We start from the raw sequence: 24,693 nt of genomic DNA, 5'->3' as shown, positions 1-24,693 counted from the left end.
CCTGGCCGTGCATCACGTGGTGTGATCGCTCCCCGCACCGCCCCGTGATGAGGCTCACTGGTTGTATCACGAGTCGATGTGCATCCGAAAACATCAGCGATCGTTGATGACGAGCGAATGCGAGAAGCTGTGTCCGCCTTGAATACTCGCACGGTTCCCCATCCGCGCGATAGTTACCGAGGGTACCGTGGGTGGTTCACAGCGGCAACCGATGCGCGTCGTGACAGGTGACATCCGAGCTGCTTCTGTGATGTGTCCCATACGGTTCGGACGCTGACTGTGGTCCGGGCCAGCGCGCCGCGGCGTGGTCGTTCGGTGTGATCCACGTCAACTATTGTGGCGTCAGTCAGGCCGCGAGGGCGTGCCGACTTTCACGGGGAGGATTTCCGGGGTGAGGGGTTTTCTCTCTGCGGGTGTGCGACGACGAGGTCGTCGATGGGTGAGCGCGTCGACTCTGGGCGCACTGGCGATGGCGGTCGTGGCGACCACGCCGATGCTGGTGGCGCCCGCGACGGCGGAACCGCTGTCGATCGGTGGAGCGACCATCACCCGGACCGTGGCGCAGGCCGACGGCGTCCGCGACGTCTACGTCCAATCGCCCGCCATGAAAGCGGAGATGCTGGTGAAGGTCCTCCCGTCGCGGGTGGACGCCGCGACGTCGCCGACGCTCTACCTGCTCAACGGTGCCGCCGGCGGATACAACGGCAGCAGCTGGTTCGACCAGACCGACGTCATCAAGTTCTTCGCCGACAAGAACGTCAACCTCGTGGTGCCGGTGGGCGGGGTGGCGAGCTACTTCACCGATTGGCGTCGCGATGATCCCAAGCTCGGTCATCTCAAGTGGTCGACCTACCTCACGAAGGAACTGCCGCCGCTGATGGACGCGGCCTACAAGGGCAGTGGGCGCAACGCCATCGCCGGCATCTCGATGGCGGGCACCTCGGTGTTCCAGCTGTCGCTCGACGCCCCCGACCTCTACCAGGGGATCGGCGCGTACAGCGGATGCGCGATGACCAGTGACCCCGTCGGGCAGGCGTTCGTGAAGCTGACGGTCGCCCGCGGTGGCGGCAACACGCTGAACATGTGGGGACCGTCGAACGACCCCGAATGGGTGCGCAAGGACCCGTACGTCAACGCGGAGAAGCTGCGCGGCAAGGCCATCTACGTGGCCGCGGGTACCGGGGTCCCCGGGCAGTACGACAACATCAACGCACCCGGTATCAAGGGCGATGTGACGGCCCTCGCCGAGCGGATCGCGGCCGGTGCGGTCATCGAGAGCGCGACGAATTACTGCACCCAGCGGATGCAGACCCGTCTGCGCTCGCTGAAGATCCCGGCGACCTTCCGGCTCAACTACCCCGGAACCCATAGTTGGCCCTACTGGCAGGACGACCTGCACAACTCGTGGCCGATGTTCGCGGCGGCGCTGAACCGGTGACCCCCGGCGGCGCGACCGGCGACGGGCTCGCTGCTGCCGACCGTCTCGCCGCCCGGACATGGGCCCACCCCGAGTGGTCGGTGCCCGACCTGATCGCCGCCAAGGTCGATCGATCGGTGTCGGTCGTCGTGCCCACACGTGATCACGCCGATGTCGTCGTCGATGCGCTGCACGGCCTCCTCCCGCTGGTGGGCACACTCGTCGACGACGTGGTCGTGGTGGACGCCGGTTCGACCGACGCCACCATCGACCGGGCGGAGTCATGCGGGGTCCGGGTCGAGACGTGTACCGCCCGCGATGCCGGTGACCGGTCGGGCCGTGGAGAGGCCATCTGGCGATCGCTCGAGGTCATCGACGGCGACATCGTGGTGTTCGTCGACCCGCGACTGGGCACCTCGGTGGCCGCGCTGACCGGACCACTGCTCACCGACGAGGGGGTCTCGCTGGTCAAGGGCTTCCGGCGGCGATCCGCGCCACGGCTCGGCGAGGTGGACAACGGCGACGGCCGGCTCACCGAGCTGTTGATCCGTCCACTCCTGGCATCGCTACGACCACAGCTGACCGGCGTCGTGTCCCCGCTCGGACGCGAGTTCGCCGCGTCGCGTGCACTCCTGACAGCACTGTCGATCGCGCCCGGTCCGTCTGCCGACATCGGTATCCTCCTCGACGCGTTGCAGACGCGGGGGATCGACTCGATCGCGCAGGTCGGGCTGGGTGAGGCGCAGGAAAGTGATCCGGCGCTGACCGAGTTGGGCCCCATCGGCAGGCAGATCGTGGCGACGCTGATGGACCGGTCCGGAGTCGTCGATTCGGGTGCGCCCCTGACCTCCTACCGTGCGGTCGAGGGTGGGTTCGAGGCCCATCGGGCACATCCCACCCTGCGTGATCTGCCGCCGATGTCGACGGTCAACCTGACCGTGCGCTGAGGTGCGATCCGCGTGCGCGGCGGACCGGTTCTTCCACAGATCGGCGCGCCTCCGCAGATCGGTGTCGTGACGGTCGTCGTCGCGTCGGTGTGGTCGGTGGGTGCGGTCATGGTTGATCGGTGGCTACAGCGAAGCGGGGGCGCAATCGGCGTCAGGTGATCGGGCAGCGTGGCGAGGATGTCGCGGTCGAGTATCTGTCCGGTGCGGGTTGGTCGGTACTGGAACGCAATTGGCGGTGTCGGTACGGCGAGATCGATGTGATCGCGGTCGACGGGGCCGATCTGGTGATCGTCGAGGTGAAGACGCGCACGGGGTCGTTGTACGCCGATCCGGCCGAGGCGGTGACGTACGAGAAGTATCGCCGTCTGCGTCGTCTGGCCGGGTTGTGGTTGGCCGAGCAGGAGCGCGGGTGGCCGGTCATCCGATTCGATGTCATTGCTGTGCAGATCGATTCGGCCGGTACGCCGGACGTTCGTCACCTGCGTGGGGTGTTCTGATGTCGCTGGGGTGTGTGCGCTCGGTCGCGATCAGCGGGGTCGAGGGCGTGATGGTGGAGATCGAGGCGTTCATCGGCCAGGGGTTGCCGGGTGTGCAGCTGGTGGGTCTGGCCGATGCGTCGCTCAAGGAGTCGAAGGATCGGGTCCGGGCGGCGATCACCAACAGTGGCAAGAAGTGGCCCGATGGTCGGATCACGTTGAGTCTGTCGCCGGCCACGTTGCCGAAGTCGGGGTCGAATTACGATGTGGCGCTGGCGTTGGCGGTGTTGGCGGCCAAGGACCTGGTGCCGACGCATCACCTGGAGAAGACGGTGTTCATCGGGGAGTTGGCGCTCGACGGCCGGATCCGGAGAGTGCGTGGGGTGTTGCCTGCGGTGGTCGCGGCGCGGCGGGCGGGGTTCACCCATGTGGTGGTGCCGTTGGCGAACGTCGCCGAGGCGGCGTTGGTGTCGGGGATCGATGTGGGTGGGGCCGGGCATCTGTCGGATGTGTTGGGGTGGTTGGCCGGTGAGCGGGTGCTCGACACCGTCGGTGACGAGGCGGGTGCGGTGGTGTCGGCGCCGGTGCCCGATCTGGCCGATGTGGTGGGGCAGGAGGAGGCGCGCTACGCCCTCGAGATCGCTGCAGCGGGAGCACATCACCTGTTCATGACCGGTCCGCCGGGGATCGGCAAGACGATGTTGGCGCGTCGGTTGCCGGGGATCCTGCCGCCGTTGACCGAGCTGGAGTCGTTGGAGGTCACCGCGATCCACTCGATCGCCGGGACGCTGCCCGCGGGGCGGCCGTTGGTGACCGAGCCGCCGTTCATCGCGCCGCATCACTCGGCGTCGTCGACGGCGCTGGTCGGTGGCGGTACCGGGATGGCCCGGCCCGGTGCGGCCTCCCGCGCACACCGCGGCGTCCTGTTCCTCGACGAGTGTGCCGAACTCGGCGTCAAGGCGTTGGAGTCGCTGCGCACCCCGCTCGAGGACGGCGAGACCCGCGTCATGCGCCGGGACGGGGTCGCGGTGATGCCGGCGCGGTTCCAGCTCATCCTCTCGGCCAACCCGTGCCCGTGTGCCCCGGCCAACGACGTCGACTGCGTGTGTTCGGCGCAGGTCCGACGGCGCTATCTGGGCAAGCTGTCGGGTCCGCTGATGGACCGCGTCGACATCCGCGTCCGGATGGACCCACCCGGCAACGCCGCACTGATGAACCCGTCCGGCGAGAGCAGCGCCGATGTCCGGGCTCGGGTGTCGGTCGCACGGGAGGCCGCCCGGGAGCGGTGGGGGGCGCGCGGCTGGCAGACGAACAGCGAGGTGCCGGGTTCGGCCCTGCGCCAACAGTTCCGGCTCCCCGCGGCGGTGACGCGGCCGGTCGAATTGTTCCTCCGCGACGGCCGGGTCACCGCCCGGGGCGCCGACCGAGCCCTGCGGTTGGCGTGGACGCTGACCGACCTGCGCGGCGGGGTGTCACCGACCGAGGACGAGGTGGCGCAGGCGTTGTTGTTCCGTGATCGGGGATACGCATGAGCGACCACCAGGACACCCTGGCGTGGGCATATCTCTCCGCGGTGGCCGAGCCCCCGTCGACTTCGGTGGTCCGGCTGATCGAGGCGGTCGGTGTCCGGGAGGCCGCCCGGGCGGTGTCGACCCGGCGAGTCCCCGACGGTCACCATGACGTGCTGCGTGCAACGGCCGCGAGATCCGGATACGACGGTGCACGAGGCGATCTCGAGACCGCAGCGCGGATGGACGGTCGGCTGATCACGCCCGAGGACGAGGAGTGGCCGGGCTGGGCGCTGCACGCTCTCACCCTGTCGACCACGGCATCGCGCGGTGGCCCACCCATGGCGCTGTGGGTACGAGGCCGCGGTCGCCTCGACACCATCGTCGATCGCGCCGCCGCCATCGTCGGATCCCGGGCGTCGTCGCAGTACGGCGAGCACGTCACATCGCGACTGGCCTCGGGGCTGGCGGCCGCCGGACGCGGCGTCGTGTCCGGCGGCGCCTACGGGATCGACGGCAGCGCGCATCGCGCCACGCTGGCGTCCGACGGTGCGACGGTTGCAGTCCTGGCGTGTGGTTTCGACATCGACTACCCGAGCGGCCACGAACGGCTGTTCGCCGAGATCGTTCGCACCGGGGTGGTGGTGAGCGAGTACGCACCGGGCACCTCTGCCGCCCGTCACCGGTTCCTCACCCGCAACCGGTTGGTCGCCGCCCTGTCGAAGGCGGTCGTGGTCGTCGAGGCGGGCCGCCGGAGCGGGTCGTTGAGCACCGCGGCGTGGGCGGTCAAGGCCGGCGTCCCGGTCGGAGCGGTCCCGGGCCCCGTCACGTCGGCGACGTCGCTGGGGTGCCACCGCATGATCCGCGACGGACAGGCCCAGCTGGTCATGGACGCCGATGACGTCGAACGTCTGATCTCCCCGGACGGTACCGACACCGGAGCCGTCACCCGTCGCCCGGACGAGCGAGTACTCGACGACGTCCAGGCCCGGGTACGCGACGCCATCCCCGGTCGCGGGTCGGCGACCATCGCCGAGATCGCCTTCGCCGCGGGCATCGAGGTGTCACGGACCCGACCCGCCTTGGCGATGCTGGAGACCTACGGGTTGGTCGCCTCCGACGGATCGGGCTGGCGCCTTCCGGCGCGCTGATGTCGGGCGTCACCGATACCGTCGAGGCATCGCGGTGCATCGTCGATGTACGCGGGGAGGAGGGCGAGGCGATGGTGGCATCCGAGGGCGGCCCGCTCGACGCCGCGGCACACGCCGCGTTCGAGGTGTTCTGGACCGACCTCGACGCCGGGACGCTGACCCGTGACGAGGCGATCGACGGCTTCGCCGCGTTGATGTCGATCGCAGCGTCATCCTCGGACGAGCCGACGCTTCCACGGGACTCCGACCTCGAGATCCTGCGCAACACCCCTCGAGATGCGGTGCTCGTGGCGCTCCTGCCGATCGGCGGATGGGTCGTGCCGGACATCGACTCGCCGGACGGTTTCGTCGGACGGATCAGCGTGGAACTCAGCGAGCTCGCGGGCATCGTCCGCGACTTCCGACACCACGTCGTCGTCGCCGGACTGGCTGATCCGGGTGAGCTCGTCGGTCACTTTCTCATCGTGCGCACCGCGCGCGGCGAGACCGTGGTGCGCGAGTTCGCGACCGGTGTGATGCTCGACGATGCCTATCTGAACACCGCTGCGGTGTGGGCGAGCGGGCGCTCCGGGCCGGTGCTCTAGAACCGACGCCTGAGGCGGATGCGCTGACTAGGCTGTGCGAGATGCGAATCCTGCTGATCGGTGCCGGTGGTGTCGGCGACGCCATCGCGAAAATTGCCGCCCGCCGCGACTTCTTCGAACTCTGTGTGGTGGCGGACTTCGACCCCGCGCGCGCCGAGCGGACGGTCGCCGCGATCGCCGAGCGCACCGGCGCGGAGTCCGCGCGGCGTTTCCTCGCCGCGCAGATCGACGCGTCGGACGCCGACGCGGTGACCGCGTTGGCGCGCGAACACCGGGCCACCCACGTGATGAACGCCGTCGAACCGTCGTTCGTACCAACGGTGTTCGCCGGCGCGTTCGCGGCCGGGGCCGATTACCTCGACATGGCGATGAGCCTCAGCTCGCCGCACCCCACCGATCCCTACGCGCAGACCGGCGTGATGCTGGGGGAGCAGCAGTTCGCCGCGCACGACGAGTGGGAGTCGTCGGGTCGGCTCGCGCTCGTCGGCATGGGGGTGGAGCCGGGGTTGTCGGATGTGTTCGCCCGGTACGCCTGTGACGAACTGTTCGACACCGTCGACGAGCTCGGGACGCGGGACGGCGCGGACCTCGTCGTTCGCGACGAGTCCGGGAACGAGATGTTCGCACCCTCGTTCAGCATCTGGACCACGATCGAAGAGTGTCTGAACCCGCCGGTGATCTGGGAGTCCGGCCGCGGATGGTTCACCACCCCGCCGTTCTCCGAGCCCGAGGTCTTTGACTTCCCGGACGGCATCGGCGAGGTCGAGTGCGTGAACGTCGAACACGAAGAGGTGCTGCTCATGCCACGCTGGCTCGACGCGCAGCGGGTGACGTTCAAATACGGCCTCGGCGCCGAGTTCATCGGGGTCCTCAAGACCCTGCACACGCTGGGACTCGACTCCACCGCGCCGATCCGGGTCCGGTCGGCCGACGGTCCGGTGTCGGTCTCACCGCGGGATGTGGTGGCCGCCGCGCTTCCGGATCCCGCGACCATCGGACCGATCATGACCGGCAAGACGTGTGCCGGCATGTACGTGACCGGCACCAAGGACGGCGCGCCCCGGGCGGTGTACCTCTACCACGTCAGCGACAACGAATGGACCATGCGCGAGTACGGCACCCAGTGCGTCGTGTGGCAGACCGCCCTCGGACCCGTAGTCGCGCTGGAACTCCTGGCCACCGGGACGTGGACCGGCGCCGGGGTCCTCGGTCCGGAGGCATTCCCGGCCGGTCCGTTCCTCGACCTGATGGCGCGCCCCGAGGCCGACGGCGGTTTCGGGCAACCGTGGGGTCTGCGCGAGGAGACGCCGGCTGCAACTTAGGGTGCCCTATGCTGGCGTGTACGCTCGTGAACGACAGCAAGGAGAAACACCTGTGGCCAGGAAGCTCACCACGATGGTCGTCACAAGTACCGAGTGGATCACCGCGCACATGGTGCGCGTCTACCTCGGCGGATCCGGGTTCGCCGACTTCGACGCGAGCGACGACACCGATTCCTACATCAAGATCATCTTCGGACGACCGGGCGTCGACTACCCCGAACCGTTCGACCTCGATCGCATCCGCAGCGAGTTCGCGCCGGATGACCAGCCCGCCGTGCGCACGTACACGGTGCGCTCGGTCGATGCCGAACGCGAGGAGATCGCAGTCGATTTCGTGGTTCACGGGACGTCCGGCATCGCCGGTCCGTGGGCTGCGTCCGCCCAGCCCGGCGACGTCGTACGGTTCAACGGGCCGGGCAGCGGATACCGCCCCGATCCCGGCGCGCCCTGGCACCTGATGGCCTCCGACGAGGCGGGCCTGCCCGCACTCGCGTCGGCTCTGGAAGCGTTGCCCGACACCGCGATCGCAAAGGTGTTCATCGAGGTCGCCGGCCCCGAGGACGAGTTGGCGCTGACGGCGCCGTCGGGTGCGGACATCACCTGGATCCACCGTGGCGCCGGATCGGACGAGGCCGACGACGCCGTGGCCGGCGACAACGCGCCGGTCATCGCGGCCGTGCGCGCGGCGGAGTGGCTCGACGGCGAGCCGCAGGTCTTCATCCACGGTGAGGCACAGGCGGTCATGCACAACCTGCGGCGCTACGTCCGCAAGGAGCGCGGTGTCTCGGCCAGGAACGCGTCGATCTCGGGGTACTGGCGTCGCGGACGTACCGAGGACGGCTTCCGTCAGTGGAAAGCCGAATTGCGCAAGGAAGAAGAACGAGCGGGCAGCGCGCTGTAGGACGACCTCTCCCGCCTTCGGGCACGCTTTGGTCACGGAGTGCGCGGTGCGCTTGCGATGTCGACGTTCTCGACGTGAGGTGACGACGTGACGACATCCACCCGGCTCGGTGAGTTCGAGGACTTCCTGCGCTACGAGCGCGGGAGCAGCGAGCACACCATCCGTGCCTATGTGGGGGATGTCCGTGCATTGATCTCCTTTGCCGGTGTCCGCAGGTGTGCGATCGCCGACATCGACCTCGCCCTGCTGCGCGCCTGGCTGGGGGAGTCGACGCGCCGCGGCGCCGCCCGCACGACCATCGCCCGGCAGGTGTCGTCGGTGAAGACCTTCTGCGCCTGGGCCGCACGCGAGGGCCTGCTGGGTTCGGACGTGTCGATCCGCCTGCAGGCCCCGCGAGCGCACCGCACCCTTCCGCCGGTGCTGACCGCCGACCAGGCGCGCCGGGTCACCGACGACCCGGTGCGCTCGACCAGCGACGAACCCGTGGCGACCCGCGATCGGGTCATCGTCGAACTGTTGTACGCCACCGGGATTCGAGTCGGCGAGCTGTGCGGGCTCGATGTCGGGGACGTCGACGACAGCCGCCGTGTCCTGCGCGTCATCGGCAAGGGGGACAAGGAGCGGACGGTTCCGTTCGGTGTCCCGGCGGCGCAGGCCCTGGACAGATGGCTGCGCATCGGGCGGCCCGCGCTCGCGACCCCGCGATCCGGTGCGGCACTCCTGCTGGGAGCGAAGGGCGGCCGACTCGATCCGCGGATGGCGCGCAGTGTCGTGCACGCCGCGACACGGTCGGTCGAGGGGGCGCCCGATCTGGGCCCTCACGGTCTGCGTCACTCCGCAGCGACCCACCTGCTCGAGGGTGGGGCGGACCTGCGCGTCGTCCAGGAGTTGCTGGGGCACTCCTCGTTGGCGACCACGCAGCTCTACACCCATGTCGGTGTCGAACGCCTCCGTGCGGTGCATCGACAGGCGCATCCGCGCGCCTGACCGAGCCCACCCGGGACGAACGAGGGCCCGACACGGTCAGGCGTCGCCGGGCTGGAGGGGTTTGAGGCGGACACGGACGACCCCGAGGAGCGCCAGGGGATCGAGATATCGGGCACCGGATCCGGCTCCGCGCCGCGCACCCCAGTGCAGACACACACCCGCGCAGCCCGCGTGGCCCGTGACCAGGATCCCCAACGCATCTCCGCGCGCCACCGGCGCACCCGCGGCGACGAGCGGCTCGACTGGTTCGTAGGTGGTGAGGACGCCGTCGGGATGGCGCACCGACACCACCTGCTTCCCGGCGACCTCGCCGGCGAAGTTGACGACCCCGTCGCCCGCCGACCGGACCACCGCCTCGGCGGCGGACGTCAGGTCGACCCCGCGATGACCCGACATCCACCGCTGTTCGGGTGGGTCGAAACCGCGCGCCACCGACGGCCGCGGCACCAACGGCCAGCCGTACTCACCGGTGGCCGCCGCGCTGTCGGATGCCACGAGGCCGGTCGCGACGAGCCCCGCCACCGTCGATGCCGCGGCCAGACGGGTCGCGAGCCCCCGGAACCTCCCGTCCCGACGCCTGTCCACGATGCTCAGACGTGCCCGGTGACCACGTGGTTCCGTCCCGTCGTGACGGATTTCGCCTGCACCCGTCGACGTGCGTAGACTGGCCGATGCGCTTCACCCGGTGGGTGGAGTGACTTCGCACGCCTGCGAAACCGTCTGCACCTCGTCATCGGGGACCGCAGCGGTGCCACCGACCAGGCGGTCCCGAACTCGTACGAGCCCGGGTTCTGGTCGGCGTCAGGCGTCAGGGTCGGTCGCACCTGCGATCGACGAGAAACTGCACACAGGAGAGAACACACACATGGCAGTCGTGACCATGAAGCAGCTGCTCGACAGCGGCGCTCATTTCGGGCATCAGACCCGTCGTTGGAATCCCAAGATGAAGCGATTCATCTTCACCGATCGCAACGGCATCTACATCATCGATCTGCAGCAGACGCTGACCTACATCGACAAGGCCTACGAGTTCGTCAAGGAGACCGTCGCCCACGGCGGCACCGTCCTCTTCGTCGGCACCAAGAAGCAGGCGCAGGAGTCCATCGCATCCGAGGCGCTGCGCGTCGGCATGCCGTATGTGAACCAGCGCTGGCTCGGTGGCATGCTCACCAACTTCTCCACCGTCCACAAGCGTCTCCAGCGCCTCAAGGAGCTCGAGACCATGGAGCAGACCGGTGGCTTCGAGGGTCGGACCAAGAAGGAAATCCTCATGCTCACGCGTGAGATGACCAAGCTCGACCGCACCCTCGGTGGTATCCGAGACATGGCCCGTGTGCCATCTGCCGTTTGGATCGTGGACACCAACAAGGAGCACATTGCTGTTGGTGAGGCCCGCAAGCTGAACATCCCGGTCATCGCGATCCTGGACACCAACTGCGATCCCGACCTGGTCGACTACCCGATCCCGGGCAACGACGACGCGATCCGCAGCGCTGCGCTGCTGACCCGCGTGGTCGCCTCGGCCGTGGCCGAGGGCGTCCAAGCACGTGCCGGGTCGAACACCGACAGCGACTCCAAGCCCGAGGCGGGCGCCGGCGAGCCGCTGGCGGAGTGGGAGCAGGAACTGCTCACGCAGGCCACCGCCCCCACCGGTACCGAGGCTGCCGCTCCGGCTGCCGACGCCGCACCCGCGGAGGCTCCGGCCACCGCGACCGAGGCACCGGCGGCCCCGCAGGCCTGACCACAGTCGACGAGCCCACCTGCTCGTCGTCATCGACGCGGACGACGTCGCCGAGGTGACCACCTCGGCGGCGCGTGCGCCCGGACTCGACTCGCGAGGCGTCCGCACACCGCCGCCCGCGACATCCGACACGGCGATGTGTCCGCGCGTTCACCCGCGCGGTCCATCGCCCACCGAGATCTAAGGAGGCTCGCCACCGATGGCGAACTACACCGCCGCTGACGTGAAGCGGCTCCGCGAACTGACCGGCTCGGGCATGCTCGACTGCAAGAACGCGCTGGCCGACAACGACGGCGATTTCGACAAGGCCGTCGAGCAGCTCCGCATCAAGGGCGCCAAGGACGTCGGCAAGCGTGCCGAGCGGTCCACCGCGGAGGGCCTCGTGGCCACCCGCGACGGCGTCATGATCGAGATCAACTGCGAGACCGACTTCGTCGCCAAGAACGAGGAGTTCCAGAACCTCGCCGACCGCATCGTCACCGCGGCCGCCGAGCAGAAGACCTCCGACCTCGAGGCGCTCGGGGCCGCGAAGCTCGACGACAAGACCGTCGCCGACGCCGTCGCGGAGCTCTCGGCCAAGATCGGCGAGAAGCTCGAACTCCGTCGCGTCGTGTCCTACGACGGACCGGTCGCGAGCTACCTGCACAAGCGCGCCTCGGACCTGCCGCCCGCAGTGGGCGTGCTGGTGTCCTACACCGGTGACGGTCCCGAGGCGGCCGAGGCCGCTCGCGGTGCCGCCATGCAGGTCGCCGCGCTCAAGGCGAAGTACGCAACGCGCGATGAGGTCCCCGCCGACGTCATCGAGAGCGAGCGGCGCATCGCCGAGCAGACCGCTCGCGAGGAGGGCAAGCCCGAACAGGCTCTCACCAAGATCGTCGAGGGTCGTGTGACCGGCTACTACAAGGACGTCGTCCTCATCGACCAGGCGTCGGTGCAGGATTCGAAGAAGACGGTGAAGTCCGTGCTCGACGCCGCAGGCGTCACGGTCGTGGCCTTCACCCGCTTCGAGGTCGGCCAGGCCTGATCGCACCCACTGACAACCCCGGTGAGCATGATGTCGCTCGCCGGGGTTGTTTGTGTCCGGCCGCGATCGCCGATCACGCGCCGAGGGACACCGGCGATTGTGATCGCCACCGCCGGCACCGCATAGGATCACCGAGGGCGAACCTCCTCTCTCGCTCCGGCGTGGGGCAGACGCGAGGACAAGGAAAGGTGTCGAAGTGAGCGAAGTGGGTGACCCGGAATCGACCGGTGACCGTCCGGGCTTTCGCCGGGTTGTTCTCAAACTGGGTGGCGAGATGTTCGGTGGCGGCAAGGTCGGACTCGACCCCGACGTCGTGGCCACCGTCGCCGCGCAGATCGCCGAGGTCGTGCGCACGGGCGTCGAGATCGCGGTGGTCATCGGCGGCGGCAACTTCTTCCGCGGTGCCGAACTGCAGCAGCGCGGTCTCGAGCGGTCCCGCTCGGACTACATGGGCATGCTCGGCACCGTGATGAACTGCCTTGCGCTGCAGGACTTCCTGGAGAAGTTGGGCATCGTCACACGCGTGCAGACCGCCATCACCATGGGGCAGGTCGCCGAGCCGTACATCCCGCTGCGTGCACAGCGCCACCTCGAGAAGGGGCGCGTGGTCATCTTCGGCGCGGGCATGGGTATGCCGTACTTCTCCACCGACACCACCGCCGCGCAGCGTGCTCTGGAGATCAAGGCCGAGGCCGTGCTGATGGCCAAGGGCGTCGACGGCGTCTACTCGGCCGACCCCCGCATCGACCCGAACGCGACCCTCTACCGCGAGATCAGCCACCGCGAGGTGATCGAGAAGGGGCTGGCCGTGGCCGATTCCACCGCCTTCAGCCTCTGTATGGACAACAAGATGCCGATGCTGGTGTTCAACCTCCTGGTGGAGGGCAACATCGCCCGAGCGGTCGCGGGTGAGAAAATCGGAACCCTGGTGACCACGTGATGGAGGAGAAGTCGTGATCGACGAAGCATTGTTCGACGCCGAGGAAAAGATGGAGAAGGCGGTCAGCGTCGCCAAGGACGACATGGGCGGGATCCGCACCGGCCGAGCGAACCCCTCGATGTTCAACCGCATCGTCATCGACTACTACGGGGCGACGACACCGATCACCCAGGTCTCGTCGATCAGCACCCCCGAGCCGCGCATGGTCATCATCAAGCCGTACGAGGCGGGCACGCTCAACGACATCGAGACCGCCATCCGCAACTCCGACCTCGGCGTCAACCCGACCAACGACGGCAACATCATCCGGGTCTCGATCCCGCAGCTCACCGAGGAGCGTCGACGTGAGCTGGTCAAGCAGGTGAAGTCGAAGGGCGAGGACGCCAAGATCTCGATCCGCAACGTCCGCCGCAAGGCCGTCGACGAGCTCAAGCGGATCCAGAAGGACGGTGAGGCGGGCGAGGACGAGGTCGGTCGCGCCGAGAAGGATCTCGACAAGACCACTGCGGGCTACGTTCATCAGATCGACGAACTCGTCAAGCACAAGGAGGGCGAGCTCCTCGAGGTGTGAGACCCCGGGCGACTCGATACGAATGGACAGACAGGACCGACCAGTGACGGACACGGACCCGACGGCAGGCACGCCGTCGTCACCCCCGGTGACGACCGGCGGTGATGTCGCGGCTCCGGAGCCCAAGCGATCGCGCGCCGGCCGTGACCTCCCGGCCGCGATCGCGGTCGGAGGGTCGCTGGGCGTCGGGGTCATCCTCGTCCTGGTGTTCATCCCGAAGGTCTGGATCGGCGTGGTCGCGGTGTCGATCGCCGTCGCCATGTGGGAGGTCATCAAGCGGCTGCGCGCCGGTGGGTACGACGTCGGCGTGATCCCCCTGCTCGTCGGCGGCCAGGCGATCATGTGGACCAGCTGGCCGTACGGCACCGACGGCGCGCTGGTGTCGTTCGTGGCCACGGTGCTCGTCGCGATGATCTGGAAGTTGTTGTCGCGGGGCATCACCGACCCGCCGGTGAACTATCTCCGCGATCTCGCGGTGACCGTCCTCGTGCTCGCGTGGCTACCGCTGCTCGCGTCGTTCGCGATCATGATGGTGCTGCAGAGCCACGGGTGGGCGCGCGTGCTCACCCTCATGATCGTCGTCGTGTGCTCCGACGTGGGCGGGTACGCCGCAGGTGTGCTCTTCGGCCGCCATCCGATGGTCCCCGCCATCAGCCCCAAGAAATCCTGGGAGGGAATGGCCGGCTCGCTGGTCTTCGGCACCGTCGGCGCCGTCCTCGTGGTCGCCTACCTGGTCGACGCCCACTGGTGGATCGGCCTCGTCCTCGGACCCGTTCTGGTCATCTGCGCGACCCTCGGCGACCTCGTCGAATCGCAGGTCAAGCGGGACCTCGGCATCAAGGACATGGGCACTCTGCTGCCCGGCCACGGCGGCATCATGGACCGACTCGACTCGATCCTGCCGTGTGCGTTCGTGGTGTGGGCGATCCTGGGCGCTCTGCTCTGATCGATTCCTCGTCGGGCGCCGACCGGGGGACCGCGCGGCCGATGACGAGCGCCGTCGCGCCGAGTACGAGACCGATGTAGACGCCGACGTCCGGGCGCTGTCCGAGCATTCCCCACGCCATCACCGCGGCGACCGACGGGATGACCGTGAACAGCATCGCGGCCTGCGCCGCCCCCGCCTGATTGACCGCCCGCATGTACAGGGTCGTGCACAGCGCGGACGAGAACAGCACCATCACCGGGATCACCCACGCGGCCCGTAGCGGATCGGTGATCGCTTCCGGTGTCGCCGCCGCAACGATCGCCACCGGCACCGCCGCGACACCCAGTTGGACGGCGTTGGCGCTGCGCACGTCGACGCCGGCGCAGAAACGCTGCTGGTAGAGACCACCCAGGGACAGACCGAGGACGGCGATCAGGGTCAGCGCGACCCCGGCATCGAGCGGGCCGGTCGTGATGATGCGTTGCGCGCACGCGGCGACCACCGCGGCCACTCCGACGGCCAGACCCAGGATCTGACGACGTCCGAGGTGCGCGCCGAGGATCGGACGGGCCAGTACTGCCGTCACCACCGGGTTGAGGGCGATCAGCAGGGCCGCGATCACCGACGGCACGCCGAGTTCGAGCCCGACGTACAGGCAGCCGAACTGCACCCCCTGAGTGAGCAGCCCGGCGATCGCCACGTGGGCGAGCAGGCGTCCCCGGGGGAACCGGGCGTGGGCGATCGCGGCCGCCCCGCCCATGAGCAGCGCCGACAGCACGAACCGGAAGGTGAGCAGGAGCATCGGCGACATCGCGGTGATGCCCAACGCGCCCAGGGGATAGCCGAACGACCACAGCATGATGATCGAGGCGCCGAGCGCAGGCGAGATCCGCATGCTCTGAGCCTGGCAAACAACCCGAGTGCTTGTCCAACAACGATCGGTGATCGTGATCGATCGCATACGCTGATCGTTTGCGCGGTATCGTGATCGTCATGAGTGCGACCCTCGACATCGTCCCGCTGCGCAGCCTCGTGGCGGTGGCCCGCTGCGGCGGTTTCCACCGGGCGGCGCAGGCACTGCACCTCACGCAGTCGGCGGTGAGTCAGCACGTCCGGCGGCTCGAGACCGCGACCGGTGCGGCGCTCGTGGAACGGCGCGGGCGCAGCATGGCGTTCACGCGGGCCGGGGAGGTCCTGCTCGTCCATGCCGACGCGATTCTCACCGCGCATGACACCGCGCTGCGCGCGGTGTCGGTGCAGTCGAGTGAGACGGTGTCGGTGGCCACCACCGAACACGCGGCCGACCGGCTCATCCCTGCCCTGACCCGGCTACTGCGTGAGCGCCTGCCCGACAGCCGTGTGCATTTCCGGGTGGACCGCAGCGCGCGGGTGCTCGCCGGTCTTGAGGACGGCAGCGTCGACATCGCCGTGTTCCTCGACCTCATCGGGGTCGAGGACGATGCCCCGGTGATCCCGGTGCGATGGTTCGCCGCCGCCGATCTCGCCGTGTCGACCGATGGGGAACTCCCGGTGATCCTGTTCGACGACCCGTGCGCGCTGCGCACGCCGTCGGTCGAGACGCTGCGCGCCGCCGGGATCGGCTGGCGCGTGGTGGCCGAGAGCCAGGACCTCGCCGGGGTGACCGCGGCGGTCCGGGCCGGCCTGGGAGTCACCCTGCTGCCGGTGATCGACGGCGTGCCCGACGGGATGCGGCTTGTCCTCGATCTGCCGGAACCGCCGCCGTTCACCTTGCGTGTCCGAACGGGTGCGTCTGTCTCCGAGGCGATCTCGGACGCCGCGCGATCGGCGGTCGCCGACATCGCCGGTCGGCGGACCGTGGCCCACGCCTGACCGCAGGCCCGGCCCACCCGCGCGGGTCAGGCCTTGCGCACCGCTCGACGGATCTGGAACATACGTGCTCCGCCGACCACCGCGGTGATCAACGCGCCCGCGATCGCCGCGATCAGCAGACTCACCCCCTGGGGGAGGTTGACCTCCCAGAAGAACAACTGGATCGACCGGCTGTCGAGGTTCTGCAGGATGAAGACCAGCAGCAGGATCAGGATGATCGCCCCGACGATCACGCCCACCCATGCCGATTTGGTGCGCGTGTGCTGCACGTCGCTGAGGGCCTGCTTGACCGAGTCGCGGTGATCGGCCGCGGGGAGCCCCGCGTCGGTGGAGCCGCTGGAATCGATCGGCTGTGGATCCCTGCCCGCCACGGGTTCTTGGTTCGTCATGGACACATCATCGTCGATCCGACGCCCGCGGTGGGAACGATTCCTCGCGCGTCGGGGGTCGATTGGATTTCCGTCCCGAACTGCGAGACCGTTGACCCATGCCTGGTCCCGACCTCCCGTTGGTGTTCGACGCCCCCAAGCGGGGGCGTCCGCCGACCCACCTCGCGGACCTCGATCGCGCGCAGCGTGCCGAGGCCGTGCAGAAGCTCGGGTTGCCCGCGTTCCGTGCCGACCAACTCGCCCGCCAGTACTACGGCCGGCTCGAGGCCGACCCGGCCGCGATGACCGATCTCCCGGCGGCGGTACGCGCCACGGTCGGGCAGGAACTGTTCCCGACCCTGATGACGCCGATCCGGCACATCGCCTGCGACGACGGCACCACCCGCAAGACGCTGTGGCGTCTGCACGACGGCACGATGCTCGAGTCGGTCCTCATGGGGTATCGCGACCGCACGACGGTGTGCGTCTCGAGTCAGGCCGGGTGCGGCATGGCGTGTCCGTTCTGCGCGACCGGGCAGGGTGGTCTGGACCGGAACCTGTCGACCGCCGAGATCGTCGACCAGGTGCGCGCAGCCGCTCGCGCCGTCGCCGACGGTCAGCTCCCCGGCGCCCGTCGACTCTCCAACGTGGTCTTCATGGGGATGGGCGAACCGCTGGCGAACTACAACCGTGTCCGCGACGCGGTGTTGCGCATCACCTCGCCGGCGCCCGAGGGTCTCGGCATCTCGCAGCGATCGGTGACCGTGTCGACGGTGGGGCTCGCCCCGGCGATCCGTCGACTCGCCGACGAGAAGCTGCAGGTGCGTCTCGCGGTGTCGCTGCACACCCCCGACGACGAACTGCGCGACACCCTGGTCCCGGTCAACAACCGGTGGTCGGTCGACGAAGTGCTTTCTGCCGCACGGTATTACGCGGATGTGTCCGGTCGGCGGGTGTCGATCGAGTACGCACTGATCCGTGACATCAACGACCAGCCGTGGCGGGCGGACCTGCTGGCCAAACGCCTACGGCAGCACCTCGGACACCTGGCGCACGTGAACGTGATCCCGCTGAACCCGACACCGGGTAGCGAGTGGGACGCCGCACCCAAGTCGGTGGAGCGCGAATTCGTGCGACGGGTCAACGAGGGTGGCGTGCCGTGCACCGTCCGCGACACTCGCGGATCAGAGATCGCCGCCGCGTGCGGCCAGCTCGCCGCAGAGGGCTGAACTCACAAGGGCTGAAGGCGAGAGACGCAGCGTCAGTTCTTCCACTTGCGGCGACCGAGGTACAGGTCGCGCACCAGGACGAACCACAGTGCCGCGGTGAAGCCGATGAGGTAGAGATCCTCGACGCGGCTCTCGTGGTTGCCGATGAGCATGGCCAGCAGCGTGATCCCGCTGATCCAGCCGGCGATCCGCATCGCGGTCTTCGATTCCCCGTGCCACCCGAAACGTGCCGACGGCGCATCGGCGGGCTCGTGGGCCCATCCGGTGGCGACGACCTCGGAATGGGACTTCGAGTGCTCGACCTCGCTGCTTGCCACTGGGGTTCTCCTCATTCTCCGACGTCGCGCCGCTCGCGTGGGCGTCAACGATGGCGCGTAGTAGGCACAGCATATCGCCGTCGTGTCGGGGGCTGCAGCCGAGGATGGCCGGTGTGAGAATGACCGGGTGTCGCTGTCGAGATATCGGTCCGAGAACTATCCCCGCGACATGGTCGGGTACGGCCAGCACCCGCCCGACCCGCAGTGGCCCGACGGTGCCGCGATCGCCGTGCAGTTCGTCCTCAACTACGAGGAGGGGTCGGAGAACAACGTCCTCGAGGGCGACCGGGGGAGTGAGACGTTTCTCTCGGAGATGTCGGGCGCGGCGTCCTATCCGAATCGACACCTCAGCATGGAATCGCTCTACGAGTACGGCTCGCGCGCCGGCGTGTGGCGTCTGTTGCGGGTGTTCGAGCGGCGGGGGATCCCACTGACGGTGTTCGCCGTCGCCCAGGCCATGGCCCGTAACCCCGAGGTCGTCGCGGCCTTCGCCGAGAGGGGCGACGAGATCGCCGCGCACGGTTTCCGCTGGCTGAACTATCAGCTGATCAACCCGACCGTCGAGCGGGCACACATGATCGAGGCGATCGACCTGCTCACCGAGATCACCGGCCACCGACCGCTGGGGTGGTACACCGGCCGCGATTCCCCCAACACCCGACGGCTCGTCGTCGAACAGGGTGGATTCGTCTACGACGCCGACAGTTACGCCGACGACCTCCCGTACTGGGTGCGGGTCCCCGACGGCCGTGGCACCGACGTCGATCACCTCGTGGTGCCGTACACCCTCGACACCAACGACATGAAGTTCGCCTCGCCCATCGGTTTCGCCACCGGCGACGATTTCTACACCTACATCCGCGACGCGTTCGACGTCCTCTACGCCGAGGGCGCCGCGGGCGCACCGAAGATGCTCTCGATCGGCCTGCACTGCCGACTGGTCGGCCGCCCCGCCCGCATCGCCGCCCTGGAGCGGCTGTGCGACCACATCCAATCCCACGAGCGGGTCTGGATCACCCGGCGCATCGACATAGCCCGGCATTGGCACGCCCATCACCCGCCGACCACAATGGGTCGGTGACCATCCGCGTACTGATCCTCGGTTCCACCGGGTCGATCGGAGTCCAGGCCCTCGAGGTCATCGCCGAACACCCGGACCGCTTCGAGGTGGTCGGTCTCGGTGCGGGTGGCTCGCACATCGACGCCCTCGCGAAGCAGATCACCTCGTTCGGGATCGCGTCGTCGGCCGTGGCCGTCGCCGACCCGGTCGGCGCTGCAGAACTCGAGCGCGCCCTCGGCGTCAGCGGTGTGCTGCGTGGTGACGACGCCATGTGCGCGCTCGTCGAATCGGTCGAGGCCGACGTCGTGCTCAATGCCGTCGTCGGGTCGCTCGGCCTGCGGCCGACCCTCGCAGCGCTCGGCTCGGGTGCCCGACTCGCCCTGGCGAACAAGGAATCCCTCGTCGCCGGCGGTCCGCTGGTGCTCGCCGCGGCGGCGCCGGGGCAGCTCGTCCCTGTCGACTCCGAACACTCGGCCATCGCGCAGTGTCTGCGCGGCGGCACCGCGGCAGAGGTCGACCGCCTCGTGTTGACCGCCTCGGGCGGTCCCTTCCGGGGACGAACCGCCGCCGAACTCGTCGATGTCACACCCGAACAGGCGGGCAAGCACCCCACCTGGGCGATGGGCCCGATGATCACGCTGAACTCGGCGACGTTGGTCAACAAGGCGCTCGAGGTCATCGAGGCACACCTGCTCTTCGACGTCGCCTACGACCACATCGACGTCACCGTGCACCCGCAGTCGATCGTGCACTCGATGGTCACCTTCGTCGACGGCGCCACCATCGCCAAGGCGTCGCCTCCGTCGATGAAGTTGCCCATCGCACTGGCGCTGGGGTGGCCCAACCGGGTCCCGGGCGCCTCGACCGCCTGCGACTTCTCCACCGCGTCGACGTGGACGTTCGAACCGGTCGACAACGAGGTGTTCCCGGCGATCGAGCTGGCCCGCGCGGCCGGAACCCGCGGCGGGTCGCTGACCGCGGTGTTCAACGCGGCCAACGAGGCCGCGGCCGACGGATTCTTCGCAGGTGCGATCACGTTCCCCCGCATCGTCGGCATCATCGGCGACGTCCTCGCGCAGGCGGACGAGTGGGCTGCGACCCCGGGTACCGTGGAGGAGGTTCTCGCCGCCGACGACTGGGCTCGTCGGCGGGCCGCGGAACTCGTCATTCGGTCAGAGAGGTAATCGCTCCGGTGGTCTTCGTTGTCGGTGTACTGCTGTTCGCGCTGGGACTGTTGCTGTCCATCGCGTGGCACGAGTGTGGTCACATGTGGGCCGCGCAACGCACCGGCATGCTCGTGCGGCGCTACTTCATCGGTTTCGGCCCCACCATCTGGTCGTTCCGCCGCGGCGAGACCGAGTACGGCATCAAGGCGCTGCCGTTGGGCGGTTTCTGCGACATCGCCGGTATGACCACCTACGACGAGATCGCGCCGGAGCAGGCCCATCGGGCGATGTACCTGCAGAAGGCGTGGAAGCGGTTCGTGGTGATGATCGCCGGGCCGATGCAGAACTTCATCCTCGGGTTCGTGCTGATCGTGATCATGGCGCTGAGCGTCGGCCTGCCCGATCTCAGTCCGCCTCCGACGCCGTCGCGGGTCGGTGGCACCGACTGCGTGAGCGCCACGATCTCCTCGGACGGCACCTCGTCGCCGTGTACCGGAACCGGGCCCGCCGCAGCCGCCGGGCTGCGTGCGGGCGACGAGATCGTCGCGGTCGGCGGACAACCGGTGACCACGGCATCCGAGCTCAGTCCGGTCATCCAGAGGAGCACCGGTCCGGTCGTGCTCACCGTGCTGCGCGACGGTGCACGGTTCGACGTCACCGTGACCCCGCAGCCGGTGACGGTCCCCGACACCGAGGCCGGAGCGGGCGCGACGAAGACGGTCAATCAGATCGGTATCGCCTACCCGCGCACCTCGGGTTACACCCAGTACTCGGTGCTCGGTGCCGTCCCCGGTGCGGTGATGTTCACCGGTTCTCTCGCCCACGCGACCTGGGATTCGCTGCTGTCGCTGCCGTCGAAGGTGGGCGCGCTGTGGACGTCGGTCACCGGCGGTGAACGTGCCGCCGACACCCCGGTCAGCGTCTACGGCGCCAGCGTCATCGGTGGCGACCTCGCCGAGCGGGGGCAGTGGGCCGCAGTCCTGCTGTTGCTGATCAGCATCAATTTCTTCCTCGGTCTGTTTAACCTGGTCCCGCTGCTGCCGCTCGACGGTGGGCACATCGCGATCATCGGATACGAGAAGGCCCGCAACACGATCCGCGCCCGGCTGGGCAAGGTGGCCAAGGGGCCGGTCGACTACATCAAGCTGATGCCGGCGACGTACGTGGTGCTCGCGATCATGGGCAGCTACATGGTCCTGACCCTCACCGCCGACATCATCAACCCGATCAAACTCTTCTAGGAAGCGACAGCCATGAGCAGCGACTCCACATCCGGACCGATGTCGATCGGCCTCGGCATGCCCGCGGCACCGCCGCCGGTGCTCGCACCCCGCCGGAAGACCCGCCAGATCCAGGTCGGGACCGTCGGTGTCGGCAGCGACCACCCGATCTCGGTGCAGTCGATGACCACCACCAAGACCCACGACATCAACGCGACGCTGCAGCAGATCGCCGAGCTGACCGCGTCGGGCTGCGACATCGTGCGCGTGGCCTGCCCCCGGCAGGAGGACGCCGACGCGCTCGCGATCATCGCCAAGAAGAGCCAGATCCCGGTGATCGCCGACATCCACTTCCAGCCGCGGTACATCTTCGCCGCCATCGACGCCGGGTGTGCCGCCGTGCGGGTGAACCCCGGCAACATCAAGGAGTTCGACGGTCGCGTGAAGGACGTCGCGCTGGCCGCGAAGGACGCCAACATCCCGATCCGCATCGGTGTCAACGCCGGGTCGCTGGACCCGCGACTGCTCGCGAAGTACGGCAAGGCCACCCCGGAGGCCCTCGTCGAGTCGGCACTGTGGGAGGCCGGCCTGTTCGAGGAGCACGGCTTCGGCGACATCAAGATCTCGGTCAAGCACAACGACCCGGTGATCATGGTCGAGGCCTACCGTCAGCTCGCGGCGCAGTCGGACTACCCGCTGCATCTCGGTGTCACCGAGGCCGGACCGGCGTTCCAGGGCACGATCAAGTCCGCGGTCGCCTTCGGTGCACTGCTGTCGGAGGGCATCGGCGACACCATCCGCGTGTCGTTGTCGGCGCCGCCCGCCGAGGAGATCAAGGTCGGTGACCAGATCCTGCAGTCGCTGAACCTGCGGCCCCGCAAGCTCGAGATCGTCTCCTGCCCGTCGTGTGGGCGCGCCCAGGTCGACGTCTACAAGCTCGCCGACGAGGTGAGCGCCGGACTCGAGGGCATGGAGGTCCCGCTGCGCGTCGCGGTGATGGGATGCGTCGTCAACGGCCCCGGTGAGGCACGCGAAGCCGACCTCGGTGTCGCGTCGGGCAACGGTCGCGGACAGATCTTCGTCAAGGGTGAGGTCATCAAGACGGTGCCCGAGGCCCAGATCGTCGAGACCTTGATCGAAGAAGCACTACGCATTGCGGCCGAATCGGGGGAGACTGGACCAGAGGCGTCCACCGGATCGCCGGTCGTCAGCGTCGGGTGACCGTCCGCTGCACCGGGGTGAGACGCCGGTGATCGTCCACGCGGCTCGTCGCCCGACGGGTTGCGCCACTTCCTTCAGGAGCCGGGAGCAATCGTGCTGAAGCTGCTGGGCGACAAGCCCCTCGGTGCTCGAGACGCCGAGGCGGTCGCCCACGCGCTCACACTCGACCCGGTCGGGATGTGCATGGTCGCGGCGCGTGTCGAGGAACAGGGGATCAGCCCCCGGGTGCTGGGCGGCGAGCTGTGGAGCAACGGCGATCCCACGTCCGCGCTGTGCTTCTCCGGCGCGAATCTGATCCCCATGCTCGGCGACGACGAGGACATCGCGACGTTCGCCGCTCGGGCGGTACGCAATCCGCGCCTGTGCTCATCGGTCGTCGGTCGCGCACAGCACGTGATCCCGTTCTGGGAACACGCCACCGTCCACTGGGGGCCCGCCCGCGAGATCCGGGACGACCAGCCGCTGCTGGCGATGTCCGGGCCACCCGAACTCCGACCCGACTCGGACGTCCGCCGAGTCCGACTCGACGAGATCGACGCCTATCTGCCCGCGGCCATCGAGATGTTCGTCGGCGAGGTGGGCGTCGATCCGTGTGCCGGCGACGGCGGCCGGTCCTACCGGCGGCGGATCGCCGCGCTGATCAGTGCCGGGCGCGCCTTCGCCCGTTTCGAGGACGGCACGGTGGTGTTCAAGGCCGAGGTCGGCTCGATGTCGCGGCAGGTCGGCCAGATCCAGGGGGTCTGGGTGTCGCCCGAACGGCGAGGTCACGGCCTCGGGGCCGCCGGAACCGCCTCGGTCGTCGCCGCGATCGCGGCTGAAGGACGGATGGCGAGCCTCTACGTCAACGGCTTCAACCATCCGGCCCGCCAGGCCTACGAGCGGGTCGGTTTCCGCGAGGTCGGCCGGTTCGCAACGGTTCTCGTCGACTGACTCCGCGATCAGGACAGACCAGCGACCATCGCAGTCGATCACGCCGCTCTGCTCGCGTCATCGTCGCCTACGGCCGATCGACTGACGGACCCAATTTATTTTTCCTTACGCTCAGCAACAATGTTCGCGCGGTGTAATACTGGCACCGGACAACGGGCGCTGGTTCGTGTCTCGCTGACCCCGAATGATCAACGAGGAGAACAGTTGTGGCAGATCGTCAGGAAACCCCTAGGTCGCACAGTCGACGGCAAGTGCTGATCGGTGGCGCCCTCTTCGCTGGAGTCACCGCGGTTGGCGTCGGTGTTGCGCCGGCAGCTCACGCTGCGTCGTACGTGCGACCCGTGCGGAACCCCAGCGCGCACCCGATAACGGCCCAGTGGAGACAACGCGGAGACTGGGAAGCCGGTTACCACACCGGAGTCGACCTCGGTTGTCCCGTAGGCACTCCGGTGTACGCGACCATCGGCGGCGATGTGCGCACGGGCCGAGCGAACTGGGGTTCTGCCTATGGCACCATGATCCTGATCAACGACAACGTGGACGGCTCTGACTGGGGCTACTGCCATTTGTCCAGGAGAGTCGTGAGCGATGGTCAGCGCGTCGCGACCAATCAACTGATCGGTTACTCGGGCAATACGGGAAACACCACCGGCCCGCATCTACACCTCGAGCGCCGCCCCCGCTACGGCGGTTACGGATCGGACTTGAACCCCAATCTGTGGCCCTGAGTCGTCCTGGTCGATCACCCCGCCCGCATCGCCTTCCGAACGCGTTGGATCGCCGTGCGTGCGATGTCCTGCTCCTCGCGACGCGTCGGTCCGAGTGGGCGGGGGC

Annotated in this window: 26 protein-coding genes; 22 read left to right on the top strand and 4 right to left on the bottom strand. The window is 68.6% G+C overall.

Features of this window, described 5'->3' with window-relative positions; all coding sequences use genetic code 11:
- Positions 1-604: 604 nt before the first annotated feature.
- The 9 genes from JHC79_RS00885 (at position 605) to JHC79_RS00845 (ending at position 9,293) form a co-directional block, all read left to right on the top strand.
- Positions 605-1,438 (top strand): alpha/beta hydrolase family protein, encoded by an 834-nt coding sequence (locus JHC79_RS00885; protein ID WP_296388036.1) that lies wholly within the window; start codon positions 605-607, stop codon positions 1,436-1,438.
- Positions 1,405-2,364, top strand: coding sequence for a glycosyltransferase (locus tag JHC79_RS00880; protein WP_296387989.1), 960 nt, complete (start codon positions 1,405-1,407; stop codon positions 2,362-2,364). The genes JHC79_RS00885 and JHC79_RS00880 overlap by 34 nt, the downstream gene beginning before the upstream one ends.
- 119 nt (positions 2,365-2,483) lie before the next feature.
- A complete protein-coding gene (locus JHC79_RS00875) occupies positions 2,484-2,861 on the top strand; it encodes a YraN family protein (protein ID WP_296387988.1) in 378 nt (125 codons plus the stop codon).
- Positions 2,861-4,372, top strand: coding sequence for a YifB family Mg chelatase-like AAA ATPase (locus JHC79_RS00870; RefSeq protein WP_296387987.1), 1,512 nt, complete (start codon positions 2,861-2,863; stop codon positions 4,370-4,372). Before JHC79_RS00875 ends, JHC79_RS00870 begins: the two co-directional genes overlap by 1 nt.
- Positions 4,369-5,499 (top strand): DNA-processing protein DprA, encoded by a 1,131-nt coding sequence (gene dprA / locus JHC79_RS00865; RefSeq protein WP_296387986.1) that lies wholly within the window; start codon positions 4,369-4,371, stop codon positions 5,497-5,499. Before JHC79_RS00870 ends, dprA begins: the two co-directional genes overlap by 4 nt.
- A 71-nt stretch (positions 5,500-5,570) precedes the next feature.
- Complete coding sequence (locus tag JHC79_RS00860) at positions 5,571-6,083, top strand: hypothetical protein (RefSeq protein ID WP_296387985.1); 513 nt, start codon at positions 5,571-5,573, stop codon at positions 6,081-6,083.
- 41 nt (positions 6,084-6,124) lie between these two features.
- Positions 6,125-7,405 carry a saccharopine dehydrogenase C-terminal domain-containing protein gene (locus tag JHC79_RS00855; RefSeq protein ID WP_296387984.1) on the top strand — a complete coding sequence of 427 codons (1,281 nt, stop codon included), beginning with the start codon at positions 6,125-6,127 and terminating at the stop codon, positions 7,403-7,405.
- Between the two features lie 52 nt (positions 7,406-7,457).
- Positions 7,458-8,306, top strand: a complete 849-nt coding sequence (locus JHC79_RS00850; protein WP_296387983.1) for a siderophore-interacting protein — start codon at positions 7,458-7,460, stop codon at positions 8,304-8,306.
- 87 nt (positions 8,307-8,393) lie between these two features.
- Complete coding sequence (locus JHC79_RS00845; RefSeq protein ID WP_296387982.1) at positions 8,394-9,293, top strand: tyrosine recombinase XerC; 900 nt, start codon at positions 8,394-8,396, stop codon at positions 9,291-9,293.
- A 36-nt stretch (positions 9,294-9,329) separates the two neighbouring features.
- Here JHC79_RS00845 and JHC79_RS00840 read toward each other — a convergent pair whose 3' ends face one another.
- On the bottom strand, positions 9,330-9,788 hold the full coding sequence (locus JHC79_RS00840; protein ID WP_296388035.1) for a peptidoglycan DD-metalloendopeptidase family protein: 459 nt from the start codon (positions 9,786-9,788) through the stop codon (positions 9,330-9,332).
- 370 nt (positions 9,789-10,158) lie between these two features.
- Here JHC79_RS00840 and rpsB point away from each other — a divergent pair, with 370 nt between their 5' ends.
- The 5 genes from rpsB (at position 10,159) to JHC79_RS00815 (ending at position 14,515) form a co-directional block, all read left to right on the top strand.
- Complete coding sequence (gene rpsB, locus JHC79_RS00835) at positions 10,159-11,034, top strand: 30S ribosomal protein S2 (RefSeq protein WP_296387981.1); 876 nt, start codon at positions 10,159-10,161, stop codon at positions 11,032-11,034.
- Positions 11,035-11,233: 199 nt separating this feature from the next.
- The gene (tsf, locus tag JHC79_RS00830; protein ID WP_296387980.1) at positions 11,234-12,058 is read left to right on the top strand and encodes a translation elongation factor Ts; all 825 of its coding nucleotides are present in this window, start codon (positions 11,234-11,236) and stop codon (positions 12,056-12,058) included.
- Between the two features lie 196 nt (positions 12,059-12,254).
- Entirely contained in the window at positions 12,255-12,998 is a 744-nt protein-coding gene (gene pyrH, locus JHC79_RS00825; RefSeq protein ID WP_296387979.1) for a UMP kinase, read from the top strand.
- A 13-nt stretch (positions 12,999-13,011) separates the two neighbouring features.
- Positions 13,012-13,569 (top strand): ribosome recycling factor, encoded by a 558-nt coding sequence (frr, locus tag JHC79_RS00820; protein WP_253663463.1) that lies wholly within the window; start codon positions 13,012-13,014, stop codon positions 13,567-13,569.
- Between the two features lie 88 nt (positions 13,570-13,657).
- Positions 13,658-14,515 (top strand): phosphatidate cytidylyltransferase, encoded by an 858-nt coding sequence (locus JHC79_RS00815; protein ID WP_296388034.1) that lies wholly within the window; start codon positions 13,658-13,660, stop codon positions 14,513-14,515.
- On the opposite strand, the gene JHC79_RS00810 is transcribed toward JHC79_RS00815, so the two are convergent.
- Entirely contained in the window at positions 14,445-15,392 is a 948-nt protein-coding gene (locus JHC79_RS00810) for a DMT family transporter (RefSeq protein WP_296387978.1), read from the bottom strand. The genes JHC79_RS00815 and JHC79_RS00810 overlap by 71 nt on opposite strands.
- Before the next feature lie 98 nt (positions 15,393-15,490).
- Here JHC79_RS00810 and JHC79_RS00805 point away from each other — a divergent pair, with 98 nt between their 5' ends.
- On the top strand, positions 15,491-16,348 hold the full coding sequence (locus JHC79_RS00805; protein WP_296387977.1) for a LysR substrate-binding domain-containing protein: 858 nt from the start codon (positions 15,491-15,493) through the stop codon (positions 16,346-16,348).
- A 26-nt stretch (positions 16,349-16,374) separates the two neighbouring features.
- Here JHC79_RS00805 and JHC79_RS00800 read toward each other — a convergent pair whose 3' ends face one another.
- Positions 16,375-16,737 carry a lipopolysaccharide assembly LapA domain-containing protein gene (locus JHC79_RS00800; protein WP_296387976.1) on the bottom strand — a complete coding sequence of 121 codons (363 nt, stop codon included), beginning with the start codon at positions 16,735-16,737 and terminating at the stop codon, positions 16,375-16,377.
- A gap of 98 nt (positions 16,738-16,835) precedes the next feature.
- On the opposite strand from JHC79_RS00800, the gene rlmN reads away from it, so the two are divergent.
- Positions 16,836-17,945 (top strand): 23S rRNA (adenine(2503)-C(2))-methyltransferase RlmN, encoded by a 1,110-nt coding sequence (rlmN, locus tag JHC79_RS00795; RefSeq protein ID WP_296387975.1) that lies wholly within the window; start codon positions 16,836-16,838, stop codon positions 17,943-17,945.
- 32 nt (positions 17,946-17,977) lie between these two features.
- Here the strand turns inward: rlmN and JHC79_RS00790 are convergent, their stop codons facing one another.
- Complete coding sequence (locus JHC79_RS00790) at positions 17,978-18,262, bottom strand: DUF2631 domain-containing protein (RefSeq protein WP_296387974.1); 285 nt, start codon at positions 18,260-18,262, stop codon at positions 17,978-17,980.
- 169 nt (positions 18,263-18,431) lie between these two features.
- Here JHC79_RS00790 and puuE point away from each other — a divergent pair, with 169 nt between their 5' ends.
- The 6 genes from puuE (at position 18,432) to JHC79_RS00760 (ending at position 24,587) form a co-directional block, all read left to right on the top strand.
- Complete coding sequence (puuE, locus tag JHC79_RS00785; RefSeq protein ID WP_296388033.1) at positions 18,432-19,343, top strand: allantoinase PuuE; 912 nt, start codon at positions 18,432-18,434, stop codon at positions 19,341-19,343.
- A complete protein-coding gene (dxr, locus tag JHC79_RS00780; RefSeq protein WP_296387973.1) occupies positions 19,340-20,506 on the top strand; it encodes a 1-deoxy-D-xylulose-5-phosphate reductoisomerase in 1,167 nt (388 codons plus the stop codon). Before puuE ends, dxr begins: the two co-directional genes overlap by 4 nt.
- 8 nt (positions 20,507-20,514) lie before the next feature.
- The gene (locus JHC79_RS00775; protein WP_296387972.1) at positions 20,515-21,729 is read left to right on the top strand and encodes an RIP metalloprotease; all 1,215 of its coding nucleotides are present in this window, start codon (positions 20,515-20,517) and stop codon (positions 21,727-21,729) included.
- Between the two features lie 12 nt (positions 21,730-21,741).
- Positions 21,742-22,929 (top strand): flavodoxin-dependent (E)-4-hydroxy-3-methylbut-2-enyl-diphosphate synthase, encoded by a 1,188-nt coding sequence (gene ispG / locus JHC79_RS00770; RefSeq protein ID WP_296387971.1) that lies wholly within the window; start codon positions 21,742-21,744, stop codon positions 22,927-22,929.
- A 93-nt stretch (positions 22,930-23,022) separates the two neighbouring features.
- Positions 23,023-23,859, top strand: coding sequence for a GNAT family N-acetyltransferase (locus JHC79_RS00765; RefSeq protein WP_296387970.1), 837 nt, complete (start codon positions 23,023-23,025; stop codon positions 23,857-23,859).
- 206 nt (positions 23,860-24,065) lie between these two features.
- Entirely contained in the window at positions 24,066-24,587 is a 522-nt protein-coding gene (locus tag JHC79_RS00760; protein ID WP_366782071.1) for a M23 family metallopeptidase, read from the top strand.
- The last annotated feature ends 106 nt before the right edge of the window (positions 24,588-24,693 follow it).

This window comes from Williamsia sp. (assembly GCF_016462415.1).
Classification (GTDB): Bacteria; Actinomycetota; Actinomycetes; order Mycobacteriales; family Mycobacteriaceae; genus Williamsia_A.
Note: the sequence above shows the minus strand (reverse complement) of the source record. Positions and strands in the feature narration are given on the sequence as shown.

Excerpts from the sequence above, each read along its gene's own strand:
- JHC79_RS00885 (WP_296388036.1), top strand. The coding sequence starts at position 605 with ATGAAAGCGGAGATGCTGGTGAAGGTCCTCCCGTCGCGGGTGGACGCC.
- JHC79_RS00870 (WP_296387987.1), top strand. The coding sequence starts at position 2,861 with ATGTCGCTGGGGTGTGTGCGCTCGGTCGCGATCAGCGGGGTCGAGGGC.
- dprA (WP_296387986.1), top strand. The coding sequence starts at position 4,369 with ATGAGCGACCACCAGGACACCCTGGCGTGGGCATATCTCTCCGCGGTG.
- JHC79_RS00860 (WP_296387985.1), top strand. The coding sequence starts at position 5,571 with ATGGTGGCATCCGAGGGCGGCCCGCTCGACGCCGCGGCACACGCCGCG.
- JHC79_RS00855 (WP_296387984.1), top strand. The coding sequence starts at position 6,125 with ATGCGAATCCTGCTGATCGGTGCCGGTGGTGTCGGCGACGCCATCGCG.
- rpsB (WP_296387981.1), top strand. The coding sequence starts at position 10,159 with ATGGCAGTCGTGACCATGAAGCAGCTGCTCGACAGCGGCGCTCATTTC.
- tsf (WP_296387980.1), top strand. The coding sequence starts at position 11,234 with ATGGCGAACTACACCGCCGCTGACGTGAAGCGGCTCCGCGAACTGACC.
- JHC79_RS00810 (WP_296387978.1), bottom strand. The coding sequence starts at position 15,392 with ATGCGGATCTCGCCTGCGCTCGGCGCCTCGATCATCATGCTGTGGTCG.
- JHC79_RS00805 (WP_296387977.1), top strand. The coding sequence starts at position 15,491 with ATGAGTGCGACCCTCGACATCGTCCCGCTGCGCAGCCTCGTGGCGGTG.
- JHC79_RS00800 (WP_296387976.1), bottom strand. The coding sequence starts at position 16,737 with ATGACGAACCAAGAACCCGTGGCGGGCAGGGATCCACAGCCGATCGAT.
- rlmN (WP_296387975.1), top strand. The coding sequence starts at position 16,836 with ATGCCTGGTCCCGACCTCCCGTTGGTGTTCGACGCCCCCAAGCGGGGG.
- puuE (WP_296388033.1), top strand. The coding sequence starts at position 18,432 with ATGGTCGGGTACGGCCAGCACCCGCCCGACCCGCAGTGGCCCGACGGT.
- ispG (WP_296387971.1), top strand. The coding sequence starts at position 21,742 with ATGAGCAGCGACTCCACATCCGGACCGATGTCGATCGGCCTCGGCATG.